The organism is Paenibacillus terrae HPL-003 (assembly GCF_000235585.1).
In the GTDB taxonomy this organism is placed as follows: domain Bacteria; phylum Bacillota; class Bacilli; order Paenibacillales; family Paenibacillaceae; genus Paenibacillus; species Paenibacillus terrae_B.
Genome location: NC_016641.1, coordinates 84,969 through 103,052, shown reverse-complemented (window position 1 = coordinate 103,052; position 18,084 = coordinate 84,969). Strand labels below are relative to the sequence as shown.

General features: G+C 47.4%; 18 protein-coding genes and 1 riboswitch. Of the genes, 8 read left to right on the top strand and 10 right to left on the bottom strand.

Annotated features, from left to right (window positions below; all coding sequences use genetic code 11):
• Positions 1-2: 2 nt before the first annotated feature.
• Positions 3-953: an NADP-dependent oxidoreductase gene (locus tag HPL003_RS00470; RefSeq protein ID WP_014277656.1), complete on the bottom strand. Its 951-nt coding sequence runs from the start codon at positions 951-953 to the stop codon at positions 3-5.
• Between the two features lie 140 nt (positions 954-1,093).
• Here HPL003_RS00470 and HPL003_RS00465 point away from each other — a divergent pair, with 140 nt between their 5' ends.
• Entirely contained in the window at positions 1,094-1,438 is a 345-nt protein-coding gene (locus HPL003_RS00465; RefSeq protein ID WP_014277655.1) for a winged helix-turn-helix transcriptional regulator, read from the top strand.
• A 467-nt stretch (positions 1,439-1,905) separates the two neighbouring features.
• Here HPL003_RS00465 and HPL003_RS00460 read toward each other — a convergent pair whose 3' ends face one another.
• Together HPL003_RS00460 and HPL003_RS00455 are read right to left on the bottom strand one after the other, a co-directional pair.
• Complete coding sequence (locus HPL003_RS00460; RefSeq protein WP_014277654.1) at positions 1,906-2,277, bottom strand: iron chaperone; 372 nt, start codon at positions 2,275-2,277, stop codon at positions 1,906-1,908.
• 550 nt (positions 2,278-2,827) lie between these two features.
• Positions 2,828-3,019, bottom strand: a complete 192-nt coding sequence (locus HPL003_RS00455; protein ID WP_014277653.1) for a hypothetical protein — start codon at positions 3,017-3,019, stop codon at positions 2,828-2,830.
• A 729-nt stretch (positions 3,020-3,748) separates the two neighbouring features.
• Between HPL003_RS00455 and HPL003_RS00450 the strand changes: the two genes are divergently transcribed.
• On the top strand, positions 3,749-3,970 hold the full coding sequence (locus HPL003_RS00450) for a hypothetical protein (RefSeq protein ID WP_238533430.1): 222 nt from the start codon (positions 3,749-3,751) through the stop codon (positions 3,968-3,970).
• Positions 3,971-4,164: 194 nt separating this feature from the next.
• On the opposite strand, the gene thiE is transcribed toward HPL003_RS00450, so the two are convergent.
• The 6 genes from thiE to HPL003_RS00420 all read right to left on the bottom strand — a co-directional run bounded on the left by thiE (position 4,165) and on the right by HPL003_RS00420 (position 10,283).
• Positions 4,165-4,827, bottom strand: a complete 663-nt coding sequence (gene thiE, locus HPL003_RS00445; RefSeq protein ID WP_014277650.1) for a thiamine phosphate synthase — start codon at positions 4,825-4,827, stop codon at positions 4,165-4,167.
• The gene (gene thiD, locus HPL003_RS00440; RefSeq protein WP_014277649.1) at positions 4,824-5,654 is read right to left on the bottom strand and encodes a bifunctional hydroxymethylpyrimidine kinase/phosphomethylpyrimidine kinase; all 831 of its coding nucleotides are present in this window, start codon (positions 5,652-5,654) and stop codon (positions 4,824-4,826) included. The genes thiE and thiD overlap by 4 nt, the downstream gene beginning before the upstream one ends.
• Positions 5,651-6,493 carry a hydroxyethylthiazole kinase gene (gene thiM / locus HPL003_RS00435; protein WP_043922519.1) on the bottom strand — a complete coding sequence of 281 codons (843 nt, stop codon included), beginning with the start codon at positions 6,491-6,493 and terminating at the stop codon, positions 5,651-5,653. Before thiM ends, thiD begins: the two co-directional genes overlap by 4 nt.
• The gene (gene tenA / locus HPL003_RS00430) at positions 6,490-7,179 is read right to left on the bottom strand and encodes a thiaminase II (protein WP_014277647.1); all 690 of its coding nucleotides are present in this window, start codon (positions 7,177-7,179) and stop codon (positions 6,490-6,492) included. Before tenA ends, thiM begins: the two co-directional genes overlap by 4 nt.
• A 134-nt stretch (positions 7,180-7,313) precedes the next feature.
• A riboswitch (TPP riboswitch) is annotated at positions 7,314-7,417 on the bottom strand.
• A gap of 166 nt (positions 7,418-7,583) precedes the next feature.
• Positions 7,584-8,537: an AEC family transporter gene (locus HPL003_RS00425; protein WP_014277646.1), complete on the bottom strand. Its 954-nt coding sequence runs from the start codon at positions 8,535-8,537 to the stop codon at positions 7,584-7,586.
• A 24-nt stretch (positions 8,538-8,561) separates the two neighbouring features.
• Positions 8,562-10,283, bottom strand: coding sequence for an NAD-dependent malic enzyme (locus HPL003_RS00420; RefSeq protein ID WP_014277645.1), 1,722 nt, complete (start codon positions 10,281-10,283; stop codon positions 8,562-8,564).
• 399 nt (positions 10,284-10,682) lie between these two features.
• Between HPL003_RS00420 and HPL003_RS00415 the strand changes: the two genes are divergently transcribed.
• Genes HPL003_RS00415 through HPL003_RS00400 form a run of 4 tightly spaced genes read left to right on the top strand, consistent with a single transcriptional unit; the run spans position 10,683 to position 15,155 of the window.
• Entirely contained in the window at positions 10,683-11,804 is a 1,122-nt protein-coding gene (locus tag HPL003_RS00415; protein WP_014277644.1) for a glycosyltransferase family 2 protein, read from the top strand.
• Positions 11,805-11,808: 4 nt separating this feature from the next.
• On the top strand, positions 11,809-13,074 hold the full coding sequence (locus HPL003_RS00410; protein WP_014277643.1) for an MATE family efflux transporter: 1,266 nt from the start codon (positions 11,809-11,811) through the stop codon (positions 13,072-13,074).
• Positions 13,058-14,284 (top strand): glycosyltransferase family 4 protein, encoded by a 1,227-nt coding sequence (locus tag HPL003_RS00405; RefSeq protein ID WP_014277642.1) that lies wholly within the window; start codon positions 13,058-13,060, stop codon positions 14,282-14,284. Before HPL003_RS00410 ends, HPL003_RS00405 begins: the two co-directional genes overlap by 17 nt.
• Positions 14,244-15,155, top strand: coding sequence for a glycosyltransferase family A protein (locus tag HPL003_RS00400; RefSeq protein WP_014277641.1), 912 nt, complete (start codon positions 14,244-14,246; stop codon positions 15,153-15,155). The genes HPL003_RS00405 and HPL003_RS00400 overlap by 41 nt, the downstream gene beginning before the upstream one ends.
• Here HPL003_RS00400 and HPL003_RS00395 read toward each other — a convergent pair.
• On the bottom strand, positions 15,123-15,827 hold the full coding sequence (locus tag HPL003_RS00395; RefSeq protein WP_014277640.1) for a response regulator: 705 nt from the start codon (positions 15,825-15,827) through the stop codon (positions 15,123-15,125). The two genes, HPL003_RS00400 and HPL003_RS00395, sit on opposite strands and share 33 nt — an antisense overlap.
• Positions 15,828-15,872: 45 nt before the next feature.
• Here HPL003_RS00395 and HPL003_RS00390 point away from each other — a divergent pair, with 45 nt between their 5' ends.
• Together HPL003_RS00390 and HPL003_RS00385 are read left to right on the top strand one after the other, a co-directional pair.
• Positions 15,873-16,322, top strand: coding sequence for a hypothetical protein (locus HPL003_RS00390; RefSeq protein ID WP_014277639.1), 450 nt, complete (start codon positions 15,873-15,875; stop codon positions 16,320-16,322).
• Complete coding sequence (locus HPL003_RS00385) at positions 16,319-18,052, top strand: ATP-binding protein (protein WP_014277638.1); 1,734 nt, start codon at positions 16,319-16,321, stop codon at positions 18,050-18,052. Before HPL003_RS00390 ends, HPL003_RS00385 begins: the two co-directional genes overlap by 4 nt.
• Positions 18,053-18,084 lie beyond the last annotated feature (32 nt).

Genomic DNA, 18,084 nt, shown 5'->3' with positions numbered 1-18,084 from the left:
CCTCATTCGTTTTTATCAAATTCAATAATTCTTTTCCCTTGATTGGGGCCTTTTTCAAAATCTAAATGAGCTTGTTTAATCGAATCTAACGTAAATCGGTACTTTTTGGTAATGTTTAATTTCAGTATTCCTTCGCTATACAAGCGGATGATTGAAGTAAGGTCTTCTGGGGAAATCATTCCCATTGTATATGACGCCTCAATACCCATTTTGGCGGCTTTTTCTTTGTCTGGAACACCATTTGTAGAAGTGAGTCGTCCCCCTTTCTTTACTACTTGATAGCTTTGCTCGAGAGTTGCAGGACCTGTTATATTAACGACCAGATCTACATTAGAAACTAGTTTGGTAAAATCTTGGCTTCTATAATCGATTACTTCATCTACACCTAATTCCACCAAGTATTCTTTTGAATAGGAGCCAGCTGTTCCAATTACAGAAGCCCCGAAATGTTTGGCGAGCTGCGCGGCCATACTACCAACCCCTCCGGCAGCACCATGAATTAAAACTTTTTGACCTGACTCTACTTTTCCATTTGAAACAATAGCAGCCCAAGCAGTGGCAGCTGTTACGTATAAGCCGCCAAGAGGGACAAGGTCTAGGTCTGATGGTACTTTAGCCAGGAGACTGTTTTCGTCGAGAATGAGATACTCAGCATAAGTGCCACTCATTGTAAGGCCAATTACGTGATCACCAACGTGGTATTTGCTTACACCCTCACCAACTGCGGTAATAATTCCAGAGAAGTCCACACCAAGCATGTGTGGAAGAATAGGTCGTAATTCTTTGGGCATAGTAGGGAAGGGGCCATTTTGCCTGATTAAAATATCTGTATCATTAACGCTTGTTGCAACAAGCTTTATCTGTATCTCTCCTTTGCCAGGGGTTGGGACGGGCTCATTGATTTCATGAAGAACATCTACAGTTCCATATTCATTTAATAAGATTTTTCTCATTATAGATTCTCCTTACTTACTATTTATTTTTTATAGTTGCATATATTCGTTGTTACATATAATATATTTGATACATATTTTATTGAAAAGTACGTTATTTTTTGATAGGTACTATCAAATATGATAGTAATGGAGGGAATATGGAACAGAAAGATAGTGAAATCGTAGATTTGAGCTGTCCTGTGGCAGATGTACAAAAGATAATCAATGGAAAATGGTCAATGGTCATTATCTACTTTTTAGGTCAGGGCACCCTTCGATTTGGAGAAATTAAAAGGAGAGTGCCATATATTACAGAAGCTAACCTCACAAAGGAGCTTCGCATGCTTGAACAATACGGACTCGTGCATCGTGAAGTCTATAAACAAGTACCACCAAAAGTGGAATACTATCTAACTGAAATAGGGAGTGAATTTTTACCTGTGATTGAAACATTTGCAAATTGGGCAGAAAAATACAGGAAATACAATAAAGATAGTCGATGAATATTAAAGACAGGTAAGACTAGATTTTTAGCTAGAGTTTATCCGAATACCATTGATCAAACTTCCAGTTTGTCGAGCAACATAAAAAAAGGCTGATACCCTTTTAAAGGTATCAGCCTTTTTATTAATATTGAAAGAAATACTACATGACTGAACTAACGGGAAACGTTAGTTCAACGACAACAGCGGCAGAAGTCTAATACTTTATTTATCAAGTCTTAGACTACCGCTGATTTTATTTATGGATCAGTCTAAAACTTAATTTTTATAAGCTACAGATTATTCAATTCAAAAACCGCGTTAAATCAATGACTCCAGTCTAATACTTTATTTTCTTCGCACACTGGGGAAGTATTTTGATGGGCGTTCGCATACGGCTACTATAGAGCTGTCGGCCCCTTAATTGAATTGCAAAAAACGCATGACATTTTTTCGTGTCATGCGTTTTTTTGATAAGGCTTGATGCATTATTTCCGCCAAAAATTCGTATATTTTGCTTTATCCTGAATATTAAATTCAATCATTTTCTCAAGCAATTCGTAATTTACCGGCTTATTCCACGGAATTCGAAACAAGCCTTTGGTAGCGCTGTAGCCAGCTTGTGCAATGTCATCGGCAAAGTGCGCAATACCTACTTCTTCGGGTGAAACGCTCAAATGATGCTTCGCTGTGGAAAAGCCGATGATAAATGTGCTGTGATCTGTAAACATTGGCGTATTCCATTTGATTTTCGGTTCCAAATTTAGGAATTTATTAGCAATCCACGTCAAAATTTCCTCTGTTCGGTCGCGGTGGTCGGGGTTATCGATACCTGCCAAATATTTCACAAAAAATTCCATGTTTTCCTCCTTCGATATTATGCTATTTCCGCCAAAAATTCGGATTCTTAGCCTTATCCTTGATATTAAATTCAATTATCTTCTCAAACAATTCGTACTTAACTGGTTCAGTCCATTGAATTCGGAACAAGTGTGAAGAAGCATGTAGCCAGCTTGTGGGTCGCCTGTACCTGGGCACGATGGCGAGATGTGCCGACTATTATCCTTCCTGGTCCTCGGTGTACACCTGGTTTCACTTGCCTTGGTTAAGACAAGCGGTCATCTTTTATTTTTTACAACAAAATTTATTCGAATAAATCTTGTATTAGTTTTCCATTATACCTGCTAACAATTTCATATGAAACAATGCTATTTTTAGGATTGGCTGAATTGTATTTATAAATTACTATATTTTTCTCTCCTAAAATGGTTAATCCAAGTTTTCTTTCTTGTTTTGATCTTATAGTGATCCAGTACGAGTCGGACGAGGGGGAACCTGAATTGGATTTTTTTAGCTGTACTTGCGAAAGTTCATTTATTATTAGATGAATTACTTTAGGATCTGACACGGTTATCTTCTTTCGTTTGTAGAATTATCATCTGATTTAATGAGTTCAATTGTATCAATTTCTTCCAAATATACTTGCCCCAAAGCCGCTTCCTTAAAGGTTATAGTTATTTTAGATGCAAAAATGACTCTTATAACAACGATTACTACAAAAAGGATTATGAAACTTAGCACGTATTTTTTTTGTATTTTCATAAAGGCCTCCTTATAAAATGAATTATGTACAGCAGTAAACATACAAAAAGAGGGACAGATCAATTCCGTTCTTTTTGTATGATCTCTTTAAAAGTTACGCCGCTATAAATAAGGAATTGGGATTCTCCAATTAGAAAAAGCGACTTATGCCACCATGTTTCTTGTGAGATAAATAAAAATTGGATTCTTCAGCTTGTTCAGCATAGTTTTCTCCCCTCACTCCATTTACAATTATTATACAATATCAGTGTGCAGATCGTCGGAAGCCTTCACGGATATACGAGCAAAAAAGGAAGGAGTTGTTAAGTATGACTACTGCTCTGATTATAGTAATAGTGGGTATCATTTTTTTCGTTGCGCTTTTTACTTTTTTGTTTATTTCTATCAAAAGGTGGATCAATAGGGATCGGAACAAGATGAATTAATTAATTTGGAGGTTTTTCTACAACTGAGACAGCTCTTTTCATTTAAAAACGGTGTGAAACTACGAAGGAAAATACATAGCATTTTATAGTTCTTGGGACACCCCCGGATGTTTGATGATCGGCACATCTATTCCCGCTTTGATGCAGCTTGTGCAATATCACCGGCCCCTGCACGGCATGGGCATCATCCTTGGATATGGTCGGATAGATGGGCCCCACGCCGACCTTTGGGCTCTTATCATGTGACCATAACTGGGTGTTTACCATACAGTGTTATTGTCTACACATCAAAACAAGACAGGGAGTGTATATTTTGTACAATACAGTTTTTTACCGTGATATGTATACGTATAACGACCCTAATCAACTCGCTGGTCAAAATTTTGTAAAGGCGGAGCATTTTGAACGTATGAAAATGGCTAACGCGAACAATCCAGTGTTGTTTTTTCAGTTTGCCGAAAAAGAATATTATCACAAAGCCCTTGCTCATCACTATCAAGGAATTGCTCATGCTGCTGAGAAGTAGCAAATTTATTTTAAGTCAAAATCGAAAATAAATTGGGCAGCGGGAAGCAGATTATTCCGCTCCCCATTTTTGTGTTATCCAAAAAGTATCTGATCATCTGAAGACAATAGCGACTGGAACAACGGTCCGTTTGCCCACAAAAGCAAGATGCTTTCCCATTTGCTATTGTATGGTTTTTAAGACACCTCCGGATGTTAGATGTACAACACTACCTTTTTCTTCAATTCCTCGACCGCAGTCCGAATTTGCTCTGCCCGCGTCACGGCCGAAATCACTGCTACACCATCCGCACCCGCACGTACCACTTCCTCTACACGATCCACCGTAATGCCCCCGATCCCGACGATCGGCACATCCATTCCCGCTTTGCGCAGCTCATGCAATATGGCCGGACCCTGCACGGCGTTGGCATCATCCTTGGAGATGGTCGGATAGATGGGCCCCACGCCGAGATAGTCTGCACCTTGCAGGATGGCGCGGCGGGCTTCCTCAATCGTATGGGCGGAGACGCCGAGAATCCGGTTTCCGATCCGCTCGCGGACGGAATCGGCCGATTCGTCGTCTTGGCCGATGTGAACGCCGTCGGCGTCAAGCTCAAGAGCCAGCTCTACATCGTCATTCACGATGAAGGGAATCCCCATACGGCGGCACTGGTCTTGTAGCCGGCGTGCCAGTTCAATCATAGGGGCGCCTGTTAATGCACCACGGCCCTTTTCCCGGAACTGGACCATGGTTGCGCCGCCAGCCAGAGCCTCCTGCACAACCCAGCTTGGTTCCGCGAGGCAATTCACGCTTCCAAGCACCAGGTACATCTGTAGATGGCGGCGCACCGCCTCTGACAATATTCTGCTGCTCATAGAAGCATCTCCTGACGACGGCGGAAGGCCCAATGATTGGTGGGGCCATGTCCCTGTCCAAGCTGCAAAGGTTCTTCAATCGCCGCCTGGATAAAGGCTTTACCATTCGAGATAGCCTCCGGTACAGACATCCCTTTTGCTAGTTCGGCGGTGATCGCTGCCGAGAAGGTACACCCTGTTCCGTGTGTATGGACAGTCCGTACCCGCTTGCCGCTTAGCTCTGTAAAGGTGGCTCCGTCAAAGAGCAGGTCAACAATCTGCCCGCTGTTCTCGCTTTCGTCAGCGTGACCGCCCTTGATCACGACGAATTTTGGGCCCATATGGCTAATATGTCTCGCAGCCTCGCGGCGATCCTCCATCGTACGGATGCTGATCCCTGTCAGGGCTTCCGCTTCCGGGATATTCGGCGTAACAACCAGAGCCAAGGGGAGCAGGTCGTCCTGCAAAGCCTGCACTGCTTCCGATTGCAGCAGCTCTGCGCCTCCCTTGGCAATCATCACGGGATCGACGACGACCTTTTCCCAGCCGAACTTTCGAATCTGCCCGCTCACAAGACGGATGATGCCCGCATCAAACAGCATGCCAGTCTTCAGGGCATCCACGCCAAGGTCTGATCCTACAGCCTCGATCTGCTCCGCTGCCGCTTCCTGTGGCAGCGGATATACGCCATGAACCCCCAAGGTATTCTGCACGGTAATGGCCGTAATCGCCGACATGCCGTATACGCCAAGCTCCTGAAAGGTTTTAATATCGGCCTGAATTCCGGCCCCGCCGCCGCTGTCTGAGCCGGCAATCGTCAGTGCTCTGGGTACACGAACGTCTATCATCGCGTACCACCTGCTGTCGTTGTTCCGGCTTCACGAATCGATACATGGCCCTCCAGCGAGCCCGCATGCAGCTTGGCAAGCTCATCGAGAAAGGCAATCTGGAAGCTGCCGGGTCCCTGCTCTGCTGTAAGCGCGGCGGCTCGGGAAGCAGCTGCACTGTAAAATGCCAAGCCTGCTGTCCCTGCGAGCAGCAGATCAGGCTCAACGGCAGCAAAGGCACCCAACACAGAGGTCAGCAGGCAGCCTGCTCCGGTTACTTTCGTAAGTAGCGCGTCCCCGCCACAAATCATTCGTACTTCGGCCCCATCGGTGATGACGTCCTCTTTTCCAGTGATGACAACGATGGTATTAAGCGCCCGCGCAGCCCGAACTGCCAGATCGACATGACTGCTACTGGCACTCTCAGCAGCGTCTACGCCTTTAATTTCATGGGCTTCCCCGATAAGATGGGCGACTTCGGCCGCATTGCCCCGTACCAGTGAGATGTTGACTTCGCTCAGGATTCGCAATGCCGACTCCGTTCTAAAGCGCGTTGCTCCCGCACCGACCGGATCTAGCAGAACCGGAACGCCATGTGCATTCGCCGATTGTCCGGCAGTGATCATAGCATCGACCAGTTCGCGGTTCAGCGTACCGATGTTTAAAACGACGGCACCTGCTATTTTTGCCATATCCGCAACTTCCTCGGGTGCATAAGCCATCACCGGCGAAGCGCCCAGCGCATATAGGCCGTTAGCCGTAAAGTTGGTGACCACCACATTGGTCATATTGTGAACGAGGGGGTTGTTGCTGTGTACCTTTGTCAGAAGCTCCGAACAATCCTTTTCCCATGTACTCATATCGTTGACCCGACCGCAGCCTGCATCTGGGCCGGCCATTCTTCCTGCTTATAAGCCATATCCCAGAACATATATTCCAACTGGCAGCTTAGCATAAAATACTCAATCATCCGCTCGCGCTCGGCAGCCGTTGCGCCTTCCGCCCAAGCATCCACACGTTCTCGAAACTTGGTTGTTAGATTTTCAGACTGGTAGAAGTTGATCCATTCATAGAACGGGTGGGACTCGTCAGGTCTAACCTCATCCAGCAGCCTGCGGCCAATCTCAAGATATGTCCACGGACACGGCAGCAGCACGGCCATGATCTCGCCAAGACTGCCCTCATGCGCGACTGTCAGCATGTGACGGATATAATGATGAGCGGACGGAGAAAGCGGATATCCCTGCAACTCTTCATAGGTCACACCTGCGACAGCGCAGAAATTTTGATGCGGATGAATCTCACTGTGGAGGATAAAAGAGATTTGTTCGTTAAATGCAGCTATGTCCTCCCGGCTCGTGCATTTGGAGATCGCAATGCCGTATATCCGCATGTAGGCGTTCAGATATTCAAAGTCCTGTTTTACATAGTGAATCAGCTGTTCTCTTGTCAAACTCCCTTCAGCAATACCTCTCACAAAGGGATGCTCAAAAATCGCTTGAAAAATGCCGTCCGCCTGCCGACGGAGCTCTTGTGTAAAGCTCATTTCCCCACCTCCAACAAAATGAAGAGCAGGAAGTCCCGCAAGAATGCAATTCCGGAACAGCGCTAAAAAGCCGCCCCGAAAACTGGAGCGGCTTCATCATAGGTCCAATGCGCAAAAAAGCACGAGGGACCTTATATACGAAGGCTCCACTTTCCTACGCTAGTACGAACTAGATCAGGTTCAAAGGGTCCAAGATACGTTCTTGTCTCAGCCATAAGCGGCTCCCCTAGTGGACTTCCTATTCTTTTGACTATTACTGTACATTCGTTCATACGTTATGTCAAACCGTCATCCATTCGCTCTGCGGCAGTTTGTGCTTGACCTGGAGTCACTCTAGTGTTAATGGTCAGTTCTATCTACACGAAGGAATTTGCGGCAAGCTCCAATGTCTAATAGGAAATGATTTACACCAGCAGGGAAATGAGCACAGGCAGTGTAACGAGTGAAATGATGGCACTGATGACGAAAGCAGAGGCCGTTTCCGATTCCAGACTTTCAAAACGCATAGCAATCATGGCAGCGACAGCTGAGCCTGGGAAGGAGACGAGTAAGACCGCCTTCACCGTATCGGCAGATGAAAGGCCGCACAGGTAGGCAATCAGCAGCATTAATAGAGGCTGTACAATCGTTTTTAACAGCGCGATGGCAATGGCGGTTATGCTGAAACTGATATTGCGCACGCCAATGGTCACACCGACCGCGAATAAAGCGGCCCCAGACGTAATATCCCCGATTTGATTGAACGATTTGTTCAACAAATCAGGGGAGTGGAAGCCGAACAGGGTCAAAATCACACCAATCAGCGGCACCAGCGCCAGCGGTTCTCTTAAACCGTGGAGAATGGAGTCCCAAATAAGCTTTCCGAGGGGACCATTCCGCTCTTTGCCTGAGTTCCGGCTGGCAACGGTAGCTATAATGGTAGCCGCCGGATCAAGAACGGCATTGACTACGATCCCCGTAATCGCAATCGGAATAGCTACAGCAGAGGAACCGTAGATGGCACCTAGCACTGGAATGCCCATAAAGGCAAACGTCGGCTGGGCCGAGTTCAAAGCAAACATGGATGCATCCTTTACCGATTGCTTCCCCGCAAACCAGCCCAACAGCAGGAGGACTGCATAAAAGCCGACAATACCCATGAACAGAGCCAGCAAGAAAGGCCATTGCTCTATAAGGGATTTCCTGCTGGTGGTCGTAATGCCGATGAATAAATGCGCGGGCAGCGCAAATTTGGTAACCAGTGAATTTAAGGCTTTCGAGGAAGAGGCATCGAAGCTTTTGTAATGGCCTGCTAACCACCCTAAAATAATGACGAAGAAAATAGGCACCAAAATATAAAAGATATGTCCGACACTCATGGATTGCTCCTCCTGAAAGCCCTATTAATGAGGGTGCTGTATTACGTTTTCCACTGCTTTTACCTTCGCATATTCCGGCTTCCACATCGCATCCCGAACGGCTTGCTCGATATCTGAAATGCGTGCCTGAGCCACCTGATCCTGAATCGCGGCTTTTCCTACTGCAACAGCAACGGCAAACGATACATCCCGTAATCTTCGGATGTTGGGAAGCAATGCACCTCCGGGTTTATCGGTGTCCACCCCATTGGCAACAGCGTCTGCCGCAGCAGTAAACATGGCGGGTGTGATTCTTTTAGCCTTGACCACAATCGCACCCAGACCAAGCCCTGGGAAAACAAAGGCGTTATTCGCTTGTCCAATTTCAAATTTTGTTCCGTTATAGCTGACAGGTTCAAAGGGGCTTCCGGTAGCGATCAATGCCTTGCCATCTGTCCATCGGATCAAATCCTCCGGAACGGCTTCTGCAAGGTTCGTGGGGTTTGACATGGGCATAATAATTGGGCGCTCTACATGCTTGGTCATTTCTTTGATAATCTCTTCTGTAAAGGCACCTGCTACGCCGGAGGTTCCGATCAATATCGTAGGTTTCACCTGACGGATGACCTCTAGCAGCGGTATTTTGCCGTCATCAGACCGGGTCCATGAGCTGACTTCTTCATTTTTGCGCACATACGGTTTCTGATAATCCAATACATCCTCCATATCGTCTGTTAGCAGACCGCGATAATCAAATGCCCAAAACGACTTGAAGGAATCCTCCTCTGCAAGGCCGTCCACGATCATGGCTCCCCGGATTTGGTCGGCGTTGCCGATTCCCGCTGCCCCCGGGCCGAAGACAAGCACTTTTTGCTCACGCAGCGGAACCTTGGTGACGCCTACTGCCGAGAGAATTGCAGCCAAGGTTACGGCTCCCGTACCCTGGATGTCATCGTTAAATGTAAGAATGCTTTGGCCGTATTTTCCAATAATATGGCGTGCATTCACACTACCCACGTCTTCCCAATGTAAAAGTGCCTTTGGGAATTGAGCTAACGTTTTGCTGACAAAGGTATCGATAAACTGGTTATAAGCCTCTCCGCGAACCCGTTTATGGCGGTTGCCGATATACAGCGGATCATTCAGCAGCTTTTCATTATTCGTGCCCACATCCAGCACAATCGGCAGCACCCGCCCTGGGTGAATCCCTGCCGCAGCCGTATACACAGCCAGCTTGCCAATCGCAATATTAATGCCTCCCACTCCCCAGTCACCGATCCCCAAAATACTTTCGGAATCCGTCACTACAATCAGATCCACATCCTCACCAGTCAAGCCAGAATTATAGAATGCTTGTCCGATGCCGTTCGGGTCATCAATCGACAAATAGACGCCTCCGGGGCGATTATACTCATGACTATATTCCTGAATCGCGGTCCCCACCGTAGGTGTGTACACTACGGGCAGCATCTCACTCAAATGGTCGGTTAGCAGCCGATAGTACAGCACGACATTTCGATTGTGAAGGTCATTCAGGAAAGCGTTTTTGCGCAGCATGGTCGGTTGTGCCAAAAATTGCTGGTACGCCCGGACGCTCTGTTTCTCCAGAGAAAGGATGGTTGGCGGAAGAATTCCTTCAAGACCCAGTTCTTTGCGTTCCTCTTCGGTAAAAGCGACCCCCTTGTTCAAAAGAGGATTGGCTAATACATCCTTTCCCCGTAGCGGGGTGGATAATGATCCGTCCTTATTTACATAAAATGCTTCCATAGAAATAACCTTCTTTCACTTCATATTAATGACTATTCGTGACGAAAGATGACATGTTGTCCATAGTATGGACGTGTGAATCTGTTTTATTCGCCTATTTTTATATGACAAAATAACCATAATTCATTCGGGTTTTGATCAAAAAGAACTATATATGAAGAATGGAGTGCGAGGTCTTTTGACACTTATTTTTACAGGGAAAAGTAGGTCTAAATGCTTGTTTTCTGCTAAATGTGAAATATCAGTCTCAATTCGACATTATCCATATGTATCATGGTATGTCAGATATTTTGTTAAAAAAATATGAAGGATTAGCAGCCATGTTTAATCCCTATAAGCAAACATTTTTAATTCCTTTTCAACAAAATAGAACTACCCGGAGGAAAAGGAGATGTTTGTGTGCAGGGACCTATAGCCATTTTTAGCGATAACCACAGGGCTATTGATTATCCCAATGTGATTTATTTTTACGAGTATATACAGTGCGAGGATCAGGAGGCCACTTTAGTCTATGAAGACGCATGCTGCTGCCTGATTGATTACAGGGAGCCTGGACAGGCTGTACGGGTAGCGAATCAGATCCGTAGTCGCTTTCCGCAGATGCCACTGTTACTGGTGACGGATGTATCGCATCCGTTCAGTGATCAGCATATGGTGCAGATTACCGGAATAGGTCGTTTGCGCCTGCTGTTTTGGCAAGCCAATGACAACGAAGAGATGCTTTCCGAAATTCAAAGCTTGCTCTATCCCGAGTATTCGGCCAAAAGCCAGCATATTGCTTTCATCTTGTCTGTATATAACGAGGAGCAGCGTTTTGTGCATGTCAAGAAGTTTGCTGAACGGCTGCAAGCCTTTATCCGCAGTCATATTGTGGAGGGCTCTATTTATCTCATTGATGATGGCAGTCATGATGGTACGAATGCCTTGATCAAAGCGCTGGAGGCGGCGACAGACCTGTCCGTGAACCGGATTAATCAGAATCTGAGCCCGCTGCTTCAAACCAGGGAACTGGGACGCAATACCCGCAAGGCTGGAACGTATTTGGAAGGGATGCGCACCATCGGCGCGGATTACTACGTATTTGTGGACGCGGACGATTCCTTTTTTATTGAGGATATCGCCAAAATGATTAATGTCGTTCGGCAGGGCTACTATGATGTGGTGATTGGAACCAAGGATATGACAGCCGAAAACCGTTCCTTATTACGGTCTGTAGTCAGTTTTGGCAAACGTGTCATTTCCCGGCCTTTTTTACCGACAGGCGTGGTGGATTCCCAAACAGGGCTTAAAGTGATGAGTTCGGTCGCTGTAAAGCGGATGTTCCCGCATTTGAAGGAACAACTCGGGCTGGCGCTGGATCTGGAAATGATGTTTATCGCCAAGCGACTCCAGCTTCGAGTGCTGCAATTACCTGTCAAGTGTATTGACCGGGATGGATCGCACATCCATGTCTGGAAAGATTCCATTCGTTTTTTGCGCTCCATCATTGATATTTGGCGACTGGATCGGCGGGTGAGATAAGAACGTGACAAACCGCTTGCGAACGTTGATGTTTCCTCTATTTAATGTGCTGCTGAACGGATTTAATTTTTTCTTCCATATTGCAGCGAGCTGGTATCTTACCGGACAAGCTTATGGTCAGGCGAATGCGCTGCTGGCCCTCTTTGCACTTTTGTCCGTTTTGGGCCTGTCTATTCAGCTATTAACAGCCAAACTGGTCTCCAAGGGAGATAAGAAGCTTCCACTGCGTAGACTGCCACTCGGTTCCCTATTGCTAAAAGCACCACTGCTGCTAACCGCGCTTGCCATGGTCATTTTGCTGGCGTTTCATCCGCTGCTGCGCTCGCTATTAGGTGTCGAGTCCAGCCCGCTGTTCATGCTGTATGGCTTGGTAGGGCTGCATATTCTCGTCAGCTCTTGCCGTGGAGATCTACAGGGCAGGGAACGCATGCTGGCGCTGAATGTGAACTATTACATTGAGGTTTTAGGAAAGCTGAGCCTGTTTTTTATGCTGGCTGCATCAGGACTTAAGCTGGAAGCCTTACTGCTGGCAAGCTGTGGGGGGATGCTGCTGTCGCTGCTTCACGGCTGGGCTGTTTCGGTTCGGGGCTTATCCTTACTCGGTCACACCAAGGAACGTATACCTTCCGGACTATGGAAATCACTGGGCCAGGATTTTACGGATAGTCTTATTACGAATTTATTTATTTTGTTCTGCATCTCTATTGACATGTTATATGTGCAGCATTATTTTCCCGAACAGGCCAGTGGCTATGCGATTGCACTGAAATACAGCCAGTTGGTCTATTACGTGTCGTACAGCCTGATTGCCGCCTTTATTCCAAAGCTCGGTGCGCAGGGTCATGATCGCCAAGCCCTGGGCAAGCTGGTTGCCGTCTATGCCGGATTAATGGCTGTTGCAGCTATCTGTGTATATGTGGGCACCACCTTTGTATTCCCACCCTCTATTCCCGTACTATTCGGGTCTTCATACCAGTCGGCAGAAGCCTATCTTCCGCTGGGAGGATGGGTGTATTGGCTGTTTTCTATCGTGCTGTTCTTTGTTCATGTGCATGTGTTGGTGGGCAGACGCAAATTTATGTTCGGGCTGCTGGCCGGAGCTGTGACTTTATTGGCAGCCTTTCATATTGCGCATCAAAACCCGTCTGAATTTCTGCTATCTGAATTGATTGTTTTCGGTGCCATGTCTCTCTACTTTGTGGTAGATGCCTATGTATATTTGTTCAAAATAAAGATAAGGGGGGATTCAACCCGTGAATACAATACCTGAACAGGATGGTAAAACCGTAGTTCTGTTGCTCTCCTGGCGTGACATTCGTTCGCCTAAAAGCGGGGGAGCCGAAATTTTTACCCACGAAATGCTCAAACGCTCACAGCAAGACCGTTTTCAGTTTATTCATTTTTCGCCCAGGCTCGAGGGGATGCCCGAGGAAGAAATCATAGACGGAATTACGTATATCCGAAAAGGCAACATTTATAGCGTCATTTATTATGCCATGCGCTATTATCGCCATCATCGCGAGCATATTGATTATGTGATTAATCAGGCGAATACACATCAGTTTTTCACCCGTTTCTGGGTGGAGGCGCCCAAGCGAATTTTCTTTATACATCAGCTAACAAGGGAAATATGGTTTGAAAATGCCGGGTTCCCGCTGAATCATATCGGATATCGTTTGGAGCCCTGGATGCTCAAGCTTGCCCGTAAGGATCGGACAATCACCGTATCCCCTTCTACCCGTTATGATCTGCTCAAGCTGGGCTTTCACCCGGATCGTGTTCATCTGTTGCCTGAAGGCATTGAGTTTGAACACTGGTCTCGGGAGCAATTCTTAACCAAGGAGTCCAATCCGACCTTTATGTACGCCGGGCGCTTTGTGAAATATAAAGGCATTGATCTGGTGGTTGAAGCTTTTGGAAGGCTCAAGAAAAAATTTCCTCAGGCTATGTTATGGATCGCTGGAAAAACCGATAAAACCTATGTGGCAGAACAATTATTGCCGATTATGAAACGGTATGGATTGACTTACGGAGAACCGGATGAACAGGGACAATCACAAGCGGATATTACCTTTTACGGATTCGTTTCAGCAGAGCATAAGCTGGAGCTGATGAGTCGCGCCCACGCGCTCGTCTTCCCTTCCTTGCGTGAAGGCTGGGGCTTGACGATTACCGAAGCAGCGGCTGTGGGGACTCCCAGCATCGTCAGTAATTCACCCGGACTGGTGGACGCGACGGATTTTGGGAAAAGCGGATACCTATGCTTTCACGGCGATGTCCGGGGATTATCTGAACAAATGGAAAGAGCAGCAAACGGCGGCGAAGACTATATGGCCATGCGTGAGCGGGCGTATCAGTATGCGCTGGGGTTTCATTTTGATCATACGGCAGCTGCATTTGAGCAGTTGATCGGAGAATGGGTAAAGGAGGCGGAACAGAGTGGACAAAGTGGTCATTCTCTTCTCCACGTACAACAATGAACAGACGATAGAGCCTTGTTTGCGGAGCTGTATGTGGCAAAATTACAAGGATCTGCATATCGTGATTGCCGATGACGGCTCGGAGGATCAGACGGTGGAGACGATTCGTACGCTAGCCGCAGGGAGTCCAGTACCCGTAACGATATTGGAGCTTCCTCATGGAGAGCGAGGAGTTGCGAGAGTCAAGGCGGTTGAGGAAGCCGGACGTTTGGGTGCCGAATACATACTTGTATTGGATTCCGATATGATTTTAGCCGAGCATTTGATTCAGCAGAGCATCGACTTTTTTGACCATCATCAGGACATCGGCGCATTGGTCGTTCCCGAGGAGGCCTATTCAGAAGCAGCCAACTTTTTTTCCAAAGTCAAAGTCTTTGAGCGGAATGTGATTAACAACGCGGGTGACACCTTGGGAAAACGTTCGATTGAAGCAGCGCGCTTCTGGCGAATGAGCGCTTATGAATCGACAGGCGGATTTAACGCAGAGCAGATTGCTTTTGAAGAAATACAGCCGACCTTGCGTTATATAGAGTCTGGCGGAGTCATCCGGCGGGCGGTGTTTACACGTGTATATCATGATGAAAAACAAGTCTATCTGCGTGATGTATTACGTAAAAAAGCTTACTACTTTTCGGTGATGGATCGTACGCTGTCGTCTGAGGAGGGTGGATTGCGGAAGGCGCTGGAACGGTGGTACTTTTTCCGTCCAGTGCTATATACATGGAGCAATCTGAAAAGCTATATTCGTCACCCGCTGCTAACGGCGGGGATGCTGTGGATGTATGCATGCCTGACCGTGATTGGGGCAGCCGCCGTGTTAAAGGGCGGCGCCCGTCACTCAGGCGATCTCGCTAAGGCGGATAAGGCGTAAGGATGAACGGCCCAGGGTCAGCGTATCCACCGTGTACAGGTCGAGATCGGAAGATTCCAACTCATCATACGGTATATACAGTGAGTGTGCAGTTAACTGAATGCCTTCCTGTTCAGGATGACGAAGCGAGCTGCCGACAGGATACAGCTCAGCGAGTGCAACATGTACAGCGGTTACGATATCTTGCTCATTGAGCAGCACATAAGGTCGGTATGGAGCATTCAGAATGCTGTCTAAAAATACCGACAAGTTGGAAGCCACGTTCTGGTGTGCATACAGGCGGTTTCGGTTGAGCTTGGCTTCATCAAGCGCCTCGTATAGGATCTTTTTCAGTGTGTCATCATCCAGCTCCAGTGGTTTGGTCAAAAAGCGGAATACGCCCACTTGATTAATCGCGGATAAAATGGTCTGCGTATGCAGGTGACCTGACAAAATGATCCGCACGATATGGGGATAATCCTCCTTGATCATGCGAAGGAAGGTAATCCCGTCCAGACCAGGCATAAGCAGATCGGAAACCACGACATCAATGGGGTGCTGCTCCAGCACCTGCAAGGCTTCTTTGGTGGTATGAGCAGTATGTAAGGTGAACCTTTCTTCCGACAATGTCCGTTCAAGCAGGGACAAAACCATAGGGCTGTCGTCAACAAATAGAATGTTTTGGGGTGTCATATGAACTGCGCAACTCCAATCAGGAAGTAAGAAATGAGGAACTACATGTATAATATCAGCGTTTTGGCATTTTTGAAAGATGTCAATACAGAACGAGCGCTGCGTCTGTTTTGTGAACGATTCGATTCGGCTGAGCATGCGCTCTGGGAAAAAGGAATGCGTCTGCTTCACCAGTATCATGCTGCACGGCATGCGGGAGTAACCCTGACCGTCTCCAGCGCACTTCAGCATATGGACGATCGTCATGATATTTACATTATTGATCTGCGCGAGTATAGCGAAGAAGAGCTGGATCGTTTATATATTGCAAAAACCTGCGAGTTGCTGCTGTTGACGGATGGGGCAACGGAAACCGCTGCGAGGTTTGCCGCACTCCAGCGTCGGACTCCCCGGCTGTTGTGCGCACGGCTTCCGCTGGTCAGCTACGAGCTGGAGTGTCTGATGCAGGCTATTCTGGGCCGAATCGAACCGAATGGAGGAGACAGGGAAGCATGAGACGATGGGCTTTGTTGAAACCGGGTTGGCAAAAGCTAATCTTGTACCTGCTAGTTCTGGGTATGACCATGCTTCTGGCCATCGTGCTTCAGTGGTTTATTGTTCGACAGTTCAGCGGTCAATTGGCGGACATTCAGGACAAGCAGCTACAGTACGAAGTACAGGAATTGTCTAGTCGTATATCCGAGCATTACGCGGCATGGCAGGGTGAACTGAATGATCTGGCCTCCAGCCTTGGCAAAAACATACTGAATCAGGGGACGCGTCAGTATACCGAGGGCTTTAAGCGTGAAAGCGGGGCATTTTATGTGCTGGATGAACAGTATCGTGTGATCGCCGGACGTGACAACCGTGAGATGAAAAGCGCGGTACAGCAAATTAAACTGCTGCAAAACGGCTGCGCCGCAAGCCCCTTTGTGACAGAGGACCATCAGCCTGTGCAGTATATCGTATGCAGGATTCAAGGGGCGCAGACGGGCGGATTTATGGTGCGTACCATTGACTCCGGTATGCTCGGCGGCATCATCAAGAGTAAACCGGTCAATCAGCATGAGACTTTATTTTATAATGCACAATTCAAGGTTGTAGCTTCCCTCAACACACCGGATATTAATCGGACAGACATTACGGGCGTGACCCGCAGGCTGCTGGAGGGTAATACGGGCGTTGTGGAAGATCAGGGAGTGAAGCACGGAATAGGGTTCAGCCGCATTGGGGAAGAGGCTCTTTACATTTCCGTTAAGAATGTTGGTCAGGACACTGCCCAGCGGATAAGCTCTTTTCGCAAAAAGGTGTGGCTGGTCATGATTGTGCTATTGTTTATGCTGTGGGCCATGTTTGTACAGTTTCGCAGACGGATCGTGAAGGATACGCTCGTGAATAATCAGGTGTGGGACCAACGACGGGATGAAGATATGCGTCAGCAGCAGGATACGTATTACTTGCCGTTAATGCAGACGATTGAGCAGCGGCTACAAGAGTTGCAAGAGCAGACTACGCGCCTGACAGGCGGAGACGATTTGAAGCTGTTAGGCTTTTATCATGATCTGGCGAACCGCTTTGAGGCAGCTTCCAGTCAGGGAAAGGGAGCAACCCATGAGGAATTGGAATATTTCCGTGAGCTGAATGAAAATTTCATTCAGGGACGTCTCAAACAGGAATCCTCACTGGGAGGGCTGCTGACTGGAGTCCGCACCTTGCGTGACGAGTTGGAAGAGAAGATGCACGACAATAGCGGAATCAGCTTCACAGATATGAATGAAGTGTTGTCAGAATCGCTGAAATGGGCGAGCCGTTCGTTTAACATGAAAAATATTCAGGTCATCTTGCGGCAAGAACCTGTTCCGTCCATCGCAGCCCAAGCGCCGATGCTGTACAAGACGATTCAGGGATTGCTGGAAAATGCGGTGCAGGCAATGGGCCAAGCGGATGAGCTGCCAGAGGATCAGGATCGAAGCCGAACGGGTCTGCGCACCAAGCGGCAGACTCAAGTGCTTAAGGTCAGCTCGCGGCTGGAAGAAGGAGAAATCGTTATTACCATTGAGGATACGGGCGGCGGTATCGATGACAAGATGCGTTGGAGCTATTTCCAGCCGGACTATTCCCAAAACTCGCAAGAGCATACGTTCAGCCTGTATCATATGGATGCCTATCTAAAGACGATCAGTGGCCGCTTAAAGCTGCGTAATACGGATCAAGGCTTGCAGGCAATCGTTCGTTTGAGAAGATAATCGGAAATTTCAAGAGAGGGGGGGCCAGGCAT